The organism is Flavobacterium sp. (assembly GCF_036759525.1).
Taxonomy (GTDB): Bacteria; Bacteroidota; Bacteroidia; order Flavobacteriales; family Flavobacteriaceae; genus Flavobacterium.
The window spans coordinates 63,994-79,892 of the sequence record NZ_DAIOUN010000006.1 but is presented as its reverse complement, the minus strand read 5'-3'; the positions used below and the strand labels follow the sequence as shown (position 1 = coordinate 79,892).

The window sequence follows — 15,899 nt, the reverse complement described above, 5'->3', positions numbered from 1 at the left end:
TTTCTATTCTTTATTATTTTCCAGTTTGTTTTTTCATTTCTTTTTCAATCATATCGTAAAATTGATCGATTTTTGGCATAACAATAATTCGCGTTCTGCGATTAGCAGCTCTATTTTCAACAGAATTATTAGCTACTAAAGGAACAAATTCTCCGCGACCGGCTGCAATCATTTGCTTTGGATTTACTTTATGATCTTGAGTTAGAACTCGCACCACAGCAGTTGCTCTTTTAACACTCAAATCCCAGTTGTCTAACAATACTCCATTTCTAAAAGGAACATTATCGGTATGACTCTCAACCATACATTCAAATTCCGGTTTATCATTTACTACTTTAGCAACTTTGCCTAAAATTTCTTTAGCTCTGTCGCTAATTTCATAACTTCCAGATTTGAATAAAAGTTTATCAGCAATAGAAATCATTACTACCCCTTTTTCTACATTAATCTCAATATCCGGATCAGAAATACCAACGGCACCTTTTAGACTGGTTACCAATGCTAAAGTTACACTATCTTTACGTGTTAATGCATCTTGTAATCTAGAAATTTTTAAATCTTTCTCTTTCAAACTTTCTAAAGATTTTTCTAGGTTTTCTGCTCCTTTTGCTGAAAGCATTGTCATATTTCCAACATTAGAAATCAAATCACTATTGGTTTTTTTCAAATCATTAACTTGATTTGCCAAAAGTTCTTTTTCTGAAAGACACATGTTTAACTTTACAGTAGTAGAATTTAACAAGTCTTGACATTCCTTGTTTTTAGCTTCCAACTCTGCAATTTTCTTTTTGGTTCCACAAGAGCCTAATGAAAGGGCAACAACACTGAGTAATAAAACAATTTTTCTCATAATGGTTTAAGATTTTTTACAAAATTAAGGTTTTAAGTTCTATTTTCAATTAGTTTACAGATAAACTATTGTTAAAATCTGCTAATCAAAAACCTTGCCTTTTTTAATATAATAGTGAAATACAATACTTGATTTTTTATAGTAATTGGTCTTATTTTTTGATGTTCGTTTTGCTAATGTTTTGAAAAACAATTTATAAAAGCCGAAATGTGATTGCAATACAGCCCAAAAATGGTTAGGTTTTTTTTGAATTAAAAATCGAATACCGGCTACACCATCTAATAGTAGTCTTATCATTAAAACAGGAATCAAATGAAGAATAGGTAAATTTTTGAGAAGCATGAGTAGTGAATTTCTAAAATTCAAATACGTTTTTTTGGGATTTAGAGTATGTAGTGTTCCGCCTCCTAAATGATAAACGGTAGAATATCCACAATAATAAGTACTATATCCGGCATTAAAACTTCTCCAACACAAGTCAATTTCTTCTTGATGTGCAAAAAAATCAGAATCAAAACCTTTTAGTTCTCTATATACGTCTTTTCGAATAAAGAAACAAGCCCCTGAAGCCCAAAAAATGGGGATTACATCGTCGTATTTCCCATTATCCTTTTCAATAGTTTCAAAAATTCGACCTCTGCAAAATGGATAGCCTAACCGGTCGATAAATCCACCTCCGGCACCGGCATACTCAAAAAAGGATTTATTTTTGTAATCTAAGATTTTAGGTTGAACTATAGCAATCTGAGAATCTTTTTCAAACAAGTGTAGTATAGGGTCAAGCCAATTAGGTGTTACTTGAACATCGGAATTAATCAAACAATAAATATCTTCGTCAATGAATTGCAATCCCTCGTTGTAACCTCTTGCAAAGCCGAAATTTTCCTTATTAGAAATAATTTTAACAGATGGGAATTCCTCTTCAAGCAATGAAATAGAAGTATCAGTAGAAGCATTATCTATCACATAAATTGTGGCCTCTTTTGAAAATTGTAATACAGATGGTAAAAACTCACGCAAGAGATGAGTACCATTCCAATTTAAAATAACTACGGCTATTTTTTTCAACTGAGAGTATATTTAGGAATTTCATCTAAGAATAAATATTTTTCATTCTCCAAATCCATTTGACAAAAATAATGATTCAAACCATTGGTTACCATTAAATATTTGGCATTTAAGGTGAGATTATACCGAGCAATTTGATCAAAAACATTTTGAGTTATGGGTATTTGAATTTGCTTGCATTCTACAACCAATAAAATTTTTCCATCTGGTTGAAATACAACCACATCATATCTTTTATTTAATCCGTTTATTTTAATCAATTTTTCAACATTGATGTGTGATTTGGGATAATTTAAAACATGAATAAGATATTGAACTACGTGTATTCTTACCCATTCCTCTGGCGTAAGAATCACAAATTTTTTCCGAATTTCATCAAATACCAACAAGTTATTTTCACTATTTTTGAAGCGAAAGGAAAACTCGGGGAAGTTCAATTTTTGCATAGAGCAAATTTATTGAATTCTTTCGTACTGTCAACAGATTCCGAAACAGATTTATAGATGGATGAAATAGTAAAAATAATTTCCGACATAAAGAGCGGAAACATCAAGCCAATTTATTTTTTAATGGGTGAAGAACCCTATTATATTGATAAATTGACTGAATACATTGAAGATAATATACTGACAGAAGATGAAAAAGGCTTTAATCAAATGGTGTTGTATGGAAGAGATGTAACGGTTGAAGATATCATATCGCATGCCAAAAGATATCCTATGATGGCAGAAAGGCAAGTAGTTATTGTTAAAGAGGCTCAAGATTTGACAAAAACTATTGAAAATTTAGAAAAATATGCCGAAAATCCGCAACCTACAACAGTTTTAGTAATTGCCTATAAATACAAAACACTAGACAAGCGAAAGAAACTAACCAAAATACTTGAAAAAAATGGTTTGCTTTTTGAAAGTAAAAAGTTGTATGAAAATCAAGTAGCCAGTTGGATAAGTAGAGTACTCAAGCCCAAAGAATATACTATTGATGCGAAAGCAGCGGCAATGTTAGTTGAGTTTTTAGGAACCGATTTAAGTCGGATTAACAATGAATTGGAAAAACTTCAGATTATTTTACCCAAGGGTACTCAAATTAATCCCATTCATATTGAGGAAAATATTGGTTTTAGTAAAGATTTTAATGTTTTTGAATTTAGAAAGGCCATAGGCGACCGTAACCAACTTCAAGCGTATCGCATAGCAGAACACTTTGCTCAAAATAAGAAAGAGTACCCTATAGTACTCACTACAGGTATGGTTTTTAATTTTTTTTCCAGTTTATTGCAATACCATGGTTTAAAAGATAAATCGGCCGGAAACGTTGCTAAAGTTTTAAAAATAAATCCCTACTTCGTTAAAGATTACGATATAGCCTTGAAAAATTATCCCATGAAGAAAGTGAGTGCTATAGTAGCTGCTATTCGTGAAATTGATTTGAAAAGTAAAGGAGTAGGAGCAAATCAATTGCAAGAATCAGATTTACTTAAAGAAATGTTAGTTAAAATCTTTAATTAGGAGTTAGAAATCAATTTTGTAATTCCGATATTTGCACTTCCAAAAACTAATTTACTAAATCATGGGAATGAATAAAAATACAATCTTAGCTTGGGCTACATTTATTATGATTGTGATGGGGCTTTTACTTATTGGTATGGGAGCATTTCGATACAATGAAGTTGCCGGCTGGGGCTTTGCTGCCACTGGAATTGGGTTTCTATCTATTGCTTGGGTTTTTAATGCATTAAAAGGAAGAGTCTAATTTAATTTATACACAAAATGTCAGACGATAAAAAAGTTATTTTTTCTATGTCGAGAGTGAGTAAAACTTACTCTAGTACCAATAAACAAGTTCTTAAAGATATTTATTTAAGCTTTTTTTACGGAGCCAAAATTGGAATTTTGGGTTTAAATGGTTCCGGAAAATCATCCCTTCTCAAAATCATTGCCGGTGTAGATAAAAATTACCAAGGTGACGTGGTTTTTGCTCCCGGGTATAAAGTAGGCTATCTGGAACAAGAACCCCAATTGGACGAAACTAAGACTGTTATTGAAATTGTTCGTGAAGGGGCAGCCGAGATATTTGCATTATTGGATGAGTTTAACAAAATAAACGATATGTTTGGTCTTCCGGAAGTATATGAAGATGCCGATAAAATGCAAAAATTAATGGACAGGCAAGCTGAATTGCAAGACAAAATTGATGCTGTTGGTGCTTGGGAAATAGATACCAAATTGGAAATAGCAATGGATGCACTTCGAACCCCAGAATCGGATACTCCAATCAAAGTTTTATCCGGTGGTGAAAAAAGAAGAGTTGCATTATGCCGTTTATTACTTCAACAACCTGATGTTTTATTGCTAGACGAACCTACAAACCACTTAGATGCTGAGTCGGTACTTTGGTTGGAACAACATTTACAACAATACCAAGGAACCGTAATTGCGGTAACACACGATCGTTATTTCTTGGATAATGTAGCCGGTTGGATTTTAGAGTTAGATAGAGGTGAAGGTATTCCATGGAAAGGGAATTACTCATCTTGGTTGGATCAAAAATCAAAACGGTTAGAGTTGGAAGAAAAAGTTGCATCCAAACGTAGAAAAACTTTAGAACGAGAGTTAGAATGGGTTAGACAAGGAGCCAAAGGAAGACAAACCAAACAAAAAGCTCGTTTGCAAAACTATGATAAGCTACTTAATGAAGATCAAAAAGTATTAGACGAAAAACTAGAACTTTACATACCCAATGGGCCACGATTGGGAACTAATGTGATTGAAGCCAAAGGGGTTTCAAAAGCCTATGGAGATAAACTTTTATATGAAGATTTGAATTTTACTTTACCTCAAGCCGGGATAGTTGGAATTATTGGACCAAATGGTGCCGGTAAAACAACGATTTTCAGAATGATAATGGGAGAAGAACAGCCAGACAAAGGTACATTTACTATTGGTGATACGGTTAAAATTGCCTATGTAGATCAATCGCATGCCAATATCAATCCCGAAAAATCCATTTGGGAAAATTTTTGTGACGGACAAGAATTGATTATGATGGGAGGAAGACAAGTAAATTCTAGAGCCTATTTGAGTCGTTTTAATTTTGGTGGAAGTGATCAAAATAAAAAAGTTTCTACTTTATCCGGTGGAGAAAGAAACCGTTTGCATTTGGCTATAACTTTGAAAGAAGAAGGAAACGTACTTTTATTGGATGAACCTACCAATGATTTGGATGTAAATACCTTAAGAGCCTTAGAAGAAGGTTTGGAAAATTTTGCAGGTTGTGCTGTTATTATTTCCCACGACCGATGGTTTTTAGATCGTGTTTGTACCCATATTTTAGCTTTTGAAGGTGATTCTCAAGTGTATTTTTTTGAAGGAAGTTTTTCTGAATATGAAGAAAATAAACGCAAAAGATTGGGAGGTGACCTTACACCCAAACGAATAAAGTATAAGAAATTAGTAAGAAATTAATTAAAATCCCGACTCATCGGGATTTTTTTATTTTTTTATGTAAGAAATTAAAAAAAAATACGAATAACTCGAAATTAATAATCTAATTTATTCAGTATATTTGAGACCCAATTTCTACAAAATGAATAAAAATTTACTTCTTGGTCTTGCTGTATTACTCCTAATGAACATAGCAGTAGCACAAAACTCATTACCTCCTGAAAAAGAAGTTAGAAAGTTACTTAATTCAGCCGATAGTTGTCTTTATAAATCCGACTATAAGAATTCCTTAGACTTTTCCAGTAAAGCTTTAAATGAAGCATTAAATTTGAACGATAATGATTTAATTGCCCGTTCTTACAACACTTTAGCAGGTAATTTTGAAGAAATGTTGGAAACCGATAAAGCATTAGATTATTACAATAAAGCTTTATTTCACTTTGATAAAGCCCGAAATGATACTTTGATTGGTGCTGTTTACAACAATATTGGTAACATTTATTTTTATCGCAAAAACGATTTTAAAAATGGAGAACAATTTTACAGAAGAGCTATTACAATTTCCGAAAAATTAAACAATACTTACTCAACGGTATTAACCAAACTCAATCTTACACTTTTAAATTTTGAAAAAAATGATTTTGTAGCGGGCATTAAGCATTTAGATTATGTAGAAGCCCATCAAGATCAGATTCGAATTATTGATGTTAAAAGTTATTTTTATATTCTATTAGCACGCAAATATCATTATCTGAAAGACAATGTAACCTCAGAGAATTACTTTAAAAAAGCCATTCAAATAGGTATAGACAATAACAGTAAAGTTTATTTGTCAGACAGTTATAAAGATTACTCCATTTTTTTATTTAATCTAAAACGCTACAAAGAGGCCTATGAGTACTTAAAAAAACATGAAGAATTAAAAGAAGAGATTTTTAATCTTGAAAAAATCAGAAGTGCTAAACTGGTTGGGCTTACTATTGCTTTAGATGATACCAAACGCCAAATATCTCAGTTTGAAAAAGAGAAAAATATACAGAATGAAAGTATCAAAAAATCAAAGATTATAACTATTCTTTCTTTTGTGTTTCTTTTAGTTATGTCGCTATTGCTTTACATACTCTACAGAAATAATATTTACAGACAAAATATCAATCAGTTTTTGGTTACCAAGAATGAAGAATTAAAAGAAGCAAAAGAAAAAGCGGAAGAAGCTTCTAAATTAAAAACCCAATTTATTTCTACTATTAGTCACGAGCTCAGAACTCCTTTGTATGGAGTTGTAGGGATTACAAACATGCTTTCTGACGAGCACGAAGAGTTAAAAGGAAGTCCCCATTTAAATTCGTTAAAATTTTCTGCCAGATATCTGTTGTCGTTAGTTAACGATTTACTTCAAATCAATAAAATTGAAGAGAATAAAGTGATTTTAGAGAATTTAACCATGAATATTTCGGATGAAATCAACATGGTATCCAATTCACTTTCATTTATTGCCAATCGAAACAATAACAAAATTGTTACCGAAATTGATTCTAAAATACCCGAATATTTGGTTGGAGACAAACTTAGACTTTCTCAAATTTTAATGAATTTGGTAAGTAATGCTCTTAAATTTACTCAAGATGGTACTATCACTATTAGAGCCTTGTTTGAAAAACAAGAGGATTCACTTTGTTATGTAAAATTTAGTGTTGAAGACACCGGAATGGGAATTGCCGAAAAAGACATAGAAAAAATATTTGACAAATTTGTACAAATTGACCGCAAGGAAGACGATTATCAAGGTGCCGGTTTAGGGCTATCTATTGTTAAAAAACTAATTGCTTTATTTGGCAGTGAAATTTATGTAAAAAGCAAGCTAGGAGAGGGGACCCAGTTCACTTTTACCATTGCTTTTGATGCCGATGACCAAAAAGTAAAAGAAATAATAAACGATATTCATGTGGATTTATCTAACAATCATACTTACAAAGTTTTGGTTGTAGAAGACAACAAAATCAATCAAATGGTAACCCGAAAAATTATGGAGAAAAATAATTTTAAAACGGTTATTGTAGATGATGGTTATGCCGCAATGGAAGCCTTAAATAAAGAATTTTTTGATGTAGTTTTAATGGATATAAACATGCCACTTATTAATGGTTTTGAAACCACTCGTTTAATCCGTAAAAAAGGAATTACCATTCCAATCATTGCTTTGACAGCATTTGCAAAGGATGAAATTACAGATGAAGCCTTATCAGCGGGAATGAATGATGTTTTAATCAAACCATTTGAACCTTCAAAATTGCTTAAAAGCATTGAAGTACTTCTCAGAAAATCGGATAATTAATTTTACTTGAACAAATCTAATCCCGGAATTGAAGGCATACCCTCTTTGGCGACAGCCGCCAATTCTGCTTCCTGAATTTGTTTTGCTTTTTTCAGTGCGTTGTTAATAACCAAAACCAAATAATCTTCCAATTGTTCCGGATCTGATGTTATAGTTTCCAAAACGGTTACAGATTTCAAATAGCCATTAGCTGTAACTGTAACCTTCAAAGCCTCGTCACGACTCTGTTCATCAATATAAATAGTGTTAAGTCGTTCTTTCGTTTCTTCTATTTTTTGTTGGGTTTCTTTAAGCTTTCCCATCATTCCCATTAAATCTCCAAACATTGTTTATAATTTTTAAATTATTATTAGGGCAAAATTACTAAATTGCATAGTTTTGATTAAATTTTTTCTATATGAAATATCAACATTTATTAGGCGGACTTTGCATTATTTTTGCAACTTCATGTTCACAAAAAAAAGATTCAATGACAGATACTTTACTTCCTCCTATTGCAGCCCAAAAAGATACCGTTCTGGAAAAACACGGAGACAAACGGATAGATCCGTATTATTGGTTAAATGACAGAGAAAATCCTGAAGTTATAAATTACCTAAAAAAAGAAAACGAGTATTATGAGAAAATGACAGCTCATACTAAAGATTTCAGAGAAAGTTTGTTTCAGGAAATGAAGGCAAGAATTAAAGAAGACGATACCTCTGTACCATATCTTTATAATGGTTATTATTACATTACCCGCTACGAAAAAGGAAAAGAATATCCTATTTACTCCAGAAAAAAGGGCAATCTAAATGCTCCCGAAGAAATTCTTTTTGATTGTAATGAAATGGCAAAAGGGTCAACATATTTCAACCTTGGTGGCTTAAATGTAAGTGAAGATAATAAGTTGGTAGCATTTGCAACCGATTATGTGGGAAGAAGAATATATACCCTGCAGGTAAAGAATTTGGAAACCGGGGAAATCTTATCTGATAAAATTGAAAATGTGACCGGAAATTCGGTTTGGGCAAATGATAACAAAACGTTATTTTACTCAACTCGAGATAAAGTTACACTTCGATCAGATAAAATTTTCAAACACGTTTTAGGAAGTTCATCAGCTCAAGATCAATTGGTATTTCATGAAAAAGATGACACCTACATGGTTTATGTCATGAAATCCAAGTCCAAAAAATATTTGGTAATCAATAGTAGTAGCACCCTAACCGGAGAATATCAAATATTGAATGCAGATAAACCTAATGATAAGTTTAAAGTTTTTCAACCTAGAACTCGCGGACTGGAATATACCATTTCTCATTTTGAAAATGATTTTTACATCGTAACCAATAAGGATGGAGCTACCAATTTCAAAGTAATGAAAACATCTGAAAATGCTACAGGAAAAGACAATTGGGTAGATGTTATTCCTCATAAATCGGATGTTCTTATTGAAGGAATAGAAATTTTCAAAGATTATTTGGTTGTTGAAGAACGTTCGAACGGACTTAATAAAATTAGAATTAAACCTTGGAAAGGCCAAGAATATTATTTGCCTTTTGAAATAGAAACCTATTCTGCTTTTGTAGGAACCAATGTTGATTTTGATACAGATATACTGCGTTATAGCTATCAATCACTTGCCACTCCTTATTCCGTTATTGATTTCAATATGAAAACTAAAACCAAAGAAATCAAAAAAGAGCAAGAAGTTTTAGGCGGAAAGTTTGATAAAAACAATTACAAAGAAGAGCGTCTTTGGGCAACTGCAAAAGATGGTACAAAAATTCCAATTTCTATTGTTTATCGAAAAGAAACTAAATTAGATGGTACAAGTCCGTTGTTACAATATGCTTACGGTTCCTATGGGAACTCTATGGAACCCGGTTTCGATTCTACCATTTTATCGTTATTAGATAGAGGTTTTATTTATGCCATTGCCCACATCAGAGGAGGAGAAGAAATGGGAAGACAATGGTATGAGGATGGAAAACTGTTGAAAAAGATGAACACTTTTACAGACTTCATTGATTGTTCACAATATTTAATTTCAAAAAAATATACAAGTGCGAAACATCTTTATGCTCAAGGAGGTTCGGCTGGCGGTTTATTAATGGGAGCTGTAGTCAATATGGCACCTCAATTATATAATGGTGTTATTGCTCAAGTACCATTTGTTGATGTAGTAACAACAATGTTAGATGATACCATACCTTTAACTACCTCTGAATATGACGAATGGGGTAATCCAAATGATAAAACCTATTACGAATACATGAAATCCTATTCTCCTTACGACAATGTTAAAGCACAAGATTACCCCAATATGTTGGTAACTACCGGTTTACATGACAGTCAGGTACAATATTGGGAACCAGCTAAATGGGTAGCCAAACTCAGAACACTCAAAACCGATAAAAATGTTCTGTTTTTAGATACCAATATGGATGCCGGTCATGGTGGTGCATCAGGACGTTTTGAATCACTCAAAGAAACAGCGAAAGAGTTTAGTTTTATTTTAGACTTAGAAGGAATCCGTAAATAGAATTTTTTTTATAAATTTGCAAGGTTTTAAGGTTGCCAAAATCAGATAAAGTTTACCTTGACTAACATATTTTTTATGAAAGAACAGATCAAAGCTTATAATAGTGTATTGGATTTAATAGGAAATACTCCACTCATTAAACTCAATAGGATTACAGAATCATTAGATGGTAATTTTTATGCAAAAGTAGAATCTTTCAATCCGGGTCACTCCACAAAAGACAGAATTGCACTATACATTATTGAAGAGGCAGAAAGACAAGGTATTTTAACTCCTGGTGACACAATAATTGAAACAACATCCGGAAATACGGGCTTTAGCTTAGCAATGGTAAGTATAATAAAAGGATATAATTGCATTTTAGCCGTTAGCTCTAAATCATCAAAAGACAAAATAGATATGCTAAGAAGTATGGGAGCAAAAGTTTATGTTTGTCCCGCACATGTTTCGGCAGATGACGAAAGATCTTACTATAACGTAGCCAAACGTTTGCATGAAGAAACAAAAGGCTCTGTATACATCAATCAATATTTCAACCAACTTAACATAGATGCTCATTATAAAAGTACCGGACCCGAATTATGGGAACAAACAAATGGGCAAATAACACACCTAATTGCTTGTAGTGGAACTGGAGGAACTTTATCGGGAACCGCTAAGTTTTTGAAAGAAAAAAATCCTAATATTAGAATTCTTGGTGTAGATGCATATGGTTCTGTATTGAAAAAATACCATGAAACCCGAGAATTTGATAGCGAAGAAATCTATCCTTACCGAATTGAAGGTCTTGGAAAGAATTTAATCCCTACTGCAACAGATTTTGACGTTATAGATAAATTTACCAAAGTTACCGATGAAGAAAGTGCTCATACAACTCGAGAGATTGCTTTAAAAGAAGGGTTGTTTGTGGGTTATACTTCCGGAGCTGTTGTTCAAGCCCTAAGACAATTTGCCGAAGAGGGTGAATTTGATGCCAATTCAAATGTAGTTGCTATTTTTCCGGATCACGGATCACGTTATATGAGTAAAGTTTTTAGTGACGAATGGATGAATGAGCAAGGCTTCTTTGATAGTATAAATAGGGAAGAAGTGCAGAAAATAGAGTTTATTAAGTAAACTTTATTTTTAGAAAATAGAATAAAAAAAATATAATATTGATAAAACGCCAAGTGATTTACTTGGCGTTTTTTTTTATTCTGAAAATTGGAGATTACTCAAGTTTTTATAGATACCATTTTCAACCTCCATTAAAACTTTGTGTGTTCCTTGTTCGGCAATGATACCGTTGTTTAATACCAATATGGTATCCGCAGAGCGAATAGTTGACAAACGATGGGCAATAATGATACTGGTTCTGCCTTTCATCAATGTTTCCAAAGCCTCTTGAACCAGTTTTTCACTTTCACTATCAAGAGACGAAGTTGCTTCATCTAAGATTAAAATACTTGGATTCTTAAGTAATGCACGAGCAATCGCAATACGTTGACGTTGTCCGCCCGAGAGTTTAATTCCTCTTTCGCCTACGAGAGTTTCAAATTGTTCCGGAAATCCGTTGATGAATTCTAAAGCATTAGCTTGTTGAGCAGCCAATTTGATTTCTTCAAAAGTAGCATCCGGTTTACCATAGGCGATGTTCTCTTTGATACTTCCACCAAAAAGAATAACATCTTGTGGCACGATACTCATGTTTCCGCGAAGTTCAGCCAAATCATAGTCTTGGATATTTTTACCGTCAATGATAATTTCACCTTTGTCCACATCATAAAAACGAAGCAGTAAAGCGGAAATAGTGGATTTTCCGGCACCACTCGGACCTACTAAAGCAATTTTTTGTCCAAATGTAGCTTGAAACGATACATCGGATAAGACCGTAATTTCTTTTCGGGAAGGATAACTGAATCCCACATGATTAAACGATACATTGCCTTTTAATTTTAAAGAAGCTTCGTTTTGAGTATTTTTGATATCTTCGGGTTTTTCGTCTAATAGTTCAAAAACGCGTTCTGTTGCTCCAACCGCTTTTTGAATTTGAGCATACAATTCAGCCACTCCGCCAAAAGAAGCTCCCACAAAAGTAGAATACAAAACAAAAGTAATCAATTGACCTACTGACATTTCACCTTCAATACTTAAGGTGACACCAAACCAAACTACACCCACAATAGCACCAAATAAGCAGAAGATGATGAACGAAGCAAAATAGCCTCGGTATTGTCCACCTTTAATGGCAATGGAAACAATTTCTTTAATTTTTGATTGATAGCGACCTATTTCATACCATTCGTTAGAAAAGGCTTTAACGTTCGAAATACCTTGTAATGTTTCTTCTACAATCACTTGACTTTCCGCCACGGTATCTTGTACTTTTTTAGAATATTTTCGAATAAAACGACCAAAAATAACCGCTGCAACCGCAACTAAGGGCACAATGGCCAACATCATCAACGTAAGCTTAATGCTTTCACTTGCTAAAAGAATTACACCGCCGATAATCAATATGAATTGTCTCAGAAATTCTGCTATGGTTGTCGTTAAAGTATCTTGTATTTGGGCAATATCAGAACTGATTCTACTGTTTAATTCGCCAACTCTTTTTTGCGTAAAAAAGTTCATGGGCAATTTAATTAAGTTGGCATACAAAGCAAAACGCAAATTAGCTAACGTGTTTTCGGTAAAATTGACAAAAAGAAAAATTCTAAAAAAGGAAAAAAAGGATTGTAAGAATAAAATTCCGAGTAATAATAAGGCAACATTGTTGGCTGCACTCAGGTCTTTATCTTTTACACAATCTACAAGCATTCCCATAAGTTTTGGAAAGGCTAGGGCAGTACCACCGGTGAGCAATAAAAATAATAAACCTACAAAAAACTTCCAGCGATGTACACCGGCATATCTAAAAATGGTAATCGCTTTGCTTAATGAGGTAGCATTTATTTTTGATTTTGGTAAATCATTTTCTTTGAATCGAGCCATGAATGAGGATTAGTGATGGGTTAAAGGTTAAAGGTAATAGGAAAAAGAAGATTTTAAGACGCAAGTATAAAAATAAAAAACTCTCTTTTTCAGAGAGTTTTTATCATATGCTTTATGCATTATTCTTGCATGGTGTGATACACATTCATCACATCATCGTCTTCTTCAATTTTTTCCAATAGTTTTTCAACATCTGCTATTTGCTCAGGAGTTAATTCTTTGGTTACTTGCGGAATGCGTTCAAAACCGGACGATAAGATTTCGATACTACGGTTTTCCAATTCTTTTTGAATGGCACCAAAACTTTCAAAAGGAGCATACATCACGATGCCATCTTCATCGGCAAAGATTTCTTCTACCCCAAAATCAATCATTTCTAACTCTAAATCTTCTACATTTTGACCTTCTGCCGGAATTCTGAAATTACAGGTATGATCAAACATAAATTCTACAGAACCTTGTGTACCCAATGCTCCATTACATTTATTAAAGTAACTGCGAATATTCGCTACGGTTCTATTGTTGTTGTCTGTAGCTGTTTCAATTAAAACGGCAATACCATGAGGAGCATAGCCTTCAAAAAGCACTTCTTTAAAGTTAGCAGTGTCTTTATCAGAGGCTTTTTTAATCGCTCTTTCCACATTATCTTTCGGCATATTAGCCGCTTTCGCATTTTGAATAACTGCTCTTAATCGAGAATTGGTTTCCGGATTAGGTCCGCCTTCTTTAACGGCCATTACAATATCTTTTCCAATTCGGGTAAATGTTTTGGCCATAGCAGACCAACGCTTCATTTTTCGTGCTTTTCTAAATTCAAACGCTCTTCCCATTTCTATTTTATTTCAATTTTTAAAATACTTATGTCAATTATAATAATTATTGACAAAAGTATAAAATCAGAATACTTTAAAAAATTTTATTTTGAGTTTAATAAATTTAATATTCTATATTTGTAGCTTAATACTTATTTAATATACATGAAAAAAATTATTTGTTTGTCTATGCTATTTTCTGCCTTTGCCATGTATGCACAAAATAGAGAAAAAGGAACTATTGAAGTTACTCCTATAATAGGATTTTCTTCTGCTAATTATTACAGTAATGAATCATTGAGTAATTCAGCTGTAAGTTCTTTTGATTTCGGTGTTAATGGCGATTATTATTTTAATGATAGATGGAGTTTACGTTCTGGTCTATTGTTTCAAACTATGGGTAGTCAGTATATTAATTTTGAAGACAAGTTAGAATACTTTACTTTACCTATTAATGCTAATTGGCATTTTGGAAGTACTCGTAAATGGAATTTGAATTTTGGTCCGAGTTTAGGCTTTCTTATGTCTGCAAAGGCAAATGGAATAGATGTAAAAGATGAAGCAAATTCTTTTCAACTAGGTTTAAGTTACGGTATTGGATATAAAATTGAAGTATCTCAAAAATTCAGTATACTTATTGATTTTCAAGGAATTACTGGTTTGACAGAAGTTATAAAAGATACTCAAATTCCAATTAAAAATGCCTATAGTGCTTTTAATATTGGAGGTGTATTTAAGCTATAAAAAAAATCCGCATTAGCGGATTTTTTTATTTTTAAACTTTTGACTTTTACTTTTTATAAAAAGGCATTTTGACCACTTTTGCCAATACTTTATTGTTTCTGATTTGGATATAAAATTCTGAATCAACTGCTGCATGTTCTGTTTTTACGTAGCCCATTCCAATTCCTTTTCCTAATGAAGGAGCCATTGTTCCCGAAGTCACAATACCGATATTATTTCCATTTGCATCCACAATCTCGTAATCATGACGTGGTATTCCTCTTTCCAATAATTCAAAACCTACCAATTTTCGAGAAACACCTTCCTCTTTTTGTTTTTTCAGGTTTTCAGAGTTGACAAAATCTTTGGTGAATTTGGTAATCCAACCCAAACCGGCTTCCATAGGAGAAGTCGAATCGTTGATGTCATTTCCATATAAACAAAATCCCATTTCCAAACGTAAAGTATCACGTGCAGCTAGACCTATTGGTTTGATACCAAATGAAGCTCCGGCTTCAAATACTTTATGCCAAATTTGTTCTACTTCGGAATTTTTACAATAAATTTCAAATCCGCCCGAACCGGTATAGCCGGTAGCCGAAATTATTACATCCTCTATTCCGGCAAAATCAGCCACTTCAAAATGATAGTATTTGATTTCTGATAAATTTACAGAAGTTAAGGCTTGCATCGCTTCAACCGCTTTTGGTCCTTGAATCGCTAATAAGGAATAGTCGTCCGAAAGGTTTTTCATATCTACACCTAAATCATTGTGAGACGAAATCCAATTCCAATCTTTTTCAATGTTGGAAGCGTTTACCACCAATAAATATTGTTCCTCTTTCATACGATACACAATCAAATCATCTACAATTCCGCCCTCTGCATTGGGTAAACACGAATATTGGGCTCTACCTATAGTTAAAGTTGACGCATCATTTGAAGTCACTTTTTGAATCAAAGCTAGTGCATTAGGTCCGGTTAGTAAAAATTCACCCATGTGGGAAACATCAAAAACCCCAACACCGTTCCGTACGGTCTCATGTTCTGCAGTTACTCCTTCATATTGAACCGGCATATTAAATCCGGCAAACGGAACCATTTTAGCTCCCAAACTTTCGTGAATGTGCGTTAACGCTGTATTTTTCATGTGTTGCAATTGTAAAAT

At 33.1% G+C, this 15,899-nt stretch carries 14 protein-coding genes; 7 read left to right on the top strand and 7 right to left on the bottom strand.

The window, feature by feature from the left end:
• Positions 1–13: 13 nt before the first annotated feature.
• From V7M80_RS06550 to V7M80_RS06540, 3 genes are all read right to left on the bottom strand, one after another.
• On the bottom strand, positions 14–850 hold the full coding sequence (locus V7M80_RS06550) for an OmpA/MotB family protein (RefSeq protein WP_333694892.1): 837 nt from the start codon (positions 848–850) through the stop codon (positions 14–16).
• Positions 851–931: 81 nt separating this feature from the next.
• Positions 932–1,918 (bottom strand): glycosyltransferase family 2 protein, encoded by a 987-nt coding sequence (locus V7M80_RS06545; RefSeq protein WP_333694891.1) that lies wholly within the window; start codon positions 1,916–1,918, stop codon positions 932–934.
• Complete coding sequence (locus V7M80_RS06540; RefSeq protein ID WP_333694890.1) at positions 1,915–2,364, bottom strand: type I restriction enzyme HsdR N-terminal domain-containing protein; 450 nt, start codon at positions 2,362–2,364, stop codon at positions 1,915–1,917. Before V7M80_RS06540 ends, V7M80_RS06545 begins: the two co-directional genes overlap by 4 nt.
• A 57-nt stretch (positions 2,365–2,421) precedes the next feature.
• On the opposite strand from V7M80_RS06540, the gene holA reads away from it, so the two are divergent.
• The 4 genes from holA to V7M80_RS06520 all read left to right on the top strand — a co-directional run bounded on the left by holA (position 2,422) and on the right by V7M80_RS06520 (position 7,696).
• On the top strand, positions 2,422–3,426 hold the full coding sequence (gene holA, locus V7M80_RS06535; RefSeq protein ID WP_333694889.1) for a DNA polymerase III subunit delta: 1,005 nt from the start codon (positions 2,422–2,424) through the stop codon (positions 3,424–3,426).
• A 61-nt stretch (positions 3,427–3,487) separates the two neighbouring features.
• Positions 3,488–3,670 (top strand): CAL67264 family membrane protein, encoded by a 183-nt coding sequence (locus tag V7M80_RS06530; protein ID WP_333694888.1) that lies wholly within the window; start codon positions 3,488–3,490, stop codon positions 3,668–3,670.
• 17 nt (positions 3,671–3,687) lie between these two features.
• On the top strand, positions 3,688–5,382 hold the full coding sequence (gene ettA, locus V7M80_RS06525; protein ID WP_333694887.1) for an energy-dependent translational throttle protein EttA: 1,695 nt from the start codon (positions 3,688–3,690) through the stop codon (positions 5,380–5,382).
• A 121-nt stretch (positions 5,383–5,503) separates the two neighbouring features.
• On the top strand, positions 5,504–7,696 hold the full coding sequence (locus tag V7M80_RS06520) for a response regulator (protein ID WP_333694886.1): 2,193 nt from the start codon (positions 5,504–5,506) through the stop codon (positions 7,694–7,696).
• Positions 7,697–7,698: 2 nt separating this feature from the next.
• Here V7M80_RS06520 and V7M80_RS06515 read toward each other — a convergent pair whose 3' ends face one another.
• Positions 7,699–8,022, bottom strand: coding sequence for a YbaB/EbfC family nucleoid-associated protein (locus tag V7M80_RS06515; protein WP_333694885.1), 324 nt, complete (start codon positions 8,020–8,022; stop codon positions 7,699–7,701).
• Positions 8,023–8,165: 143 nt separating this feature from the next.
• Between V7M80_RS06515 and V7M80_RS06510 the strand changes: the two genes are divergently transcribed.
• Positions 8,166–10,223, top strand: a complete 2,058-nt coding sequence (locus V7M80_RS06510) for a S9 family peptidase (RefSeq protein ID WP_333694961.1) — start codon at positions 8,166–8,168, stop codon at positions 10,221–10,223.
• Positions 10,224–10,298: 75 nt separating this feature from the next.
• Positions 10,299–11,339, top strand: a complete 1,041-nt coding sequence (locus V7M80_RS06505; protein WP_333694884.1) for a PLP-dependent cysteine synthase family protein — start codon at positions 10,299–10,301, stop codon at positions 11,337–11,339.
• Between the two features lie 75 nt (positions 11,340–11,414).
• Here the strand turns inward: V7M80_RS06505 and V7M80_RS06500 are convergent, their stop codons facing one another.
• Both V7M80_RS06500 and V7M80_RS06495 read right to left on the bottom strand, forming a co-directional pair.
• A complete protein-coding gene (locus V7M80_RS06500) occupies positions 11,415–13,196 on the bottom strand; it encodes an ABC transporter ATP-binding protein (RefSeq protein ID WP_333694882.1) in 1,782 nt (593 codons plus the stop codon).
• Between the two features lie 119 nt (positions 13,197–13,315).
• Positions 13,316–14,026, bottom strand: a complete 711-nt coding sequence (locus V7M80_RS06495; protein ID WP_333694881.1) for a YebC/PmpR family DNA-binding transcriptional regulator — start codon at positions 14,024–14,026, stop codon at positions 13,316–13,318.
• Positions 14,027–14,173: 147 nt separating this feature from the next.
• Here V7M80_RS06495 and V7M80_RS06490 point away from each other — a divergent pair, with 147 nt between their 5' ends.
• Positions 14,174–14,752: a porin family protein gene (locus tag V7M80_RS06490; RefSeq protein WP_333694879.1), complete on the top strand. Its 579-nt coding sequence runs from the start codon at positions 14,174–14,176 to the stop codon at positions 14,750–14,752.
• A 46-nt stretch (positions 14,753–14,798) separates the two neighbouring features.
• Here V7M80_RS06490 and gcvT read toward each other — a convergent pair whose 3' ends face one another.
• On the bottom strand, positions 14,799–15,881 hold the full coding sequence (gcvT, locus tag V7M80_RS06485) for a glycine cleavage system aminomethyltransferase GcvT (protein WP_333694878.1): 1,083 nt from the start codon (positions 15,879–15,881) through the stop codon (positions 14,799–14,801).
• Positions 15,882–15,899 lie beyond the last annotated feature (18 nt).

Coding starts and splice junctions, on each gene's coding strand:
- V7M80_RS06540 (WP_333694890.1), bottom strand. CDS start 2,364: ATGCAAAAATTGAACTTCCCCGAGTTTTCCTTTCGCTTCAAAAATAGT.
- V7M80_RS06490 (WP_333694879.1), top strand. CDS start 14,174: ATGAAAAAAATTATTTGTTTGTCTATGCTATTTTCTGCCTTTGCCATG.
- ettA (WP_333694887.1), top strand. CDS start 3,688: ATGTCAGACGATAAAAAAGTTATTTTTTCTATGTCGAGAGTGAGTAAA.
- V7M80_RS06510 (WP_333694961.1), top strand. CDS start 8,166: ATGACAGATACTTTACTTCCTCCTATTGCAGCCCAAAAAGATACCGTT.
- V7M80_RS06505 (WP_333694884.1), top strand. CDS start 10,299: ATGAAAGAACAGATCAAAGCTTATAATAGTGTATTGGATTTAATAGGA.
- holA (WP_333694889.1), top strand. CDS start 2,422: ATGGATGAAATAGTAAAAATAATTTCCGACATAAAGAGCGGAAACATC.
- V7M80_RS06530 (WP_333694888.1), top strand. CDS start 3,488: ATGGGAATGAATAAAAATACAATCTTAGCTTGGGCTACATTTATTATG.
- V7M80_RS06495 (WP_333694881.1), bottom strand. CDS start 14,026: ATGGGAAGAGCGTTTGAATTTAGAAAAGCACGAAAAATGAAGCGTTGG.
- gcvT (WP_333694878.1), bottom strand. CDS start 15,881: ATGAAAAATACAGCGTTAACGCACATTCACGAAAGTTTGGGAGCTAAA.
- V7M80_RS06500 (WP_333694882.1), bottom strand. CDS start 13,196: ATGGCTCGATTCAAAGAAAATGATTTACCAAAATCAAAAATAAATGCT.
- V7M80_RS06515 (WP_333694885.1), bottom strand. CDS start 8,022: ATGTTTGGAGATTTAATGGGAATGATGGGAAAGCTTAAAGAAACCCAA.
- V7M80_RS06520 (WP_333694886.1), top strand. CDS start 5,504: ATGAATAAAAATTTACTTCTTGGTCTTGCTGTATTACTCCTAATGAAC.
- V7M80_RS06550 (WP_333694892.1), bottom strand. CDS start 850: ATGAGAAAAATTGTTTTATTACTCAGTGTTGTTGCCCTTTCATTAGGC.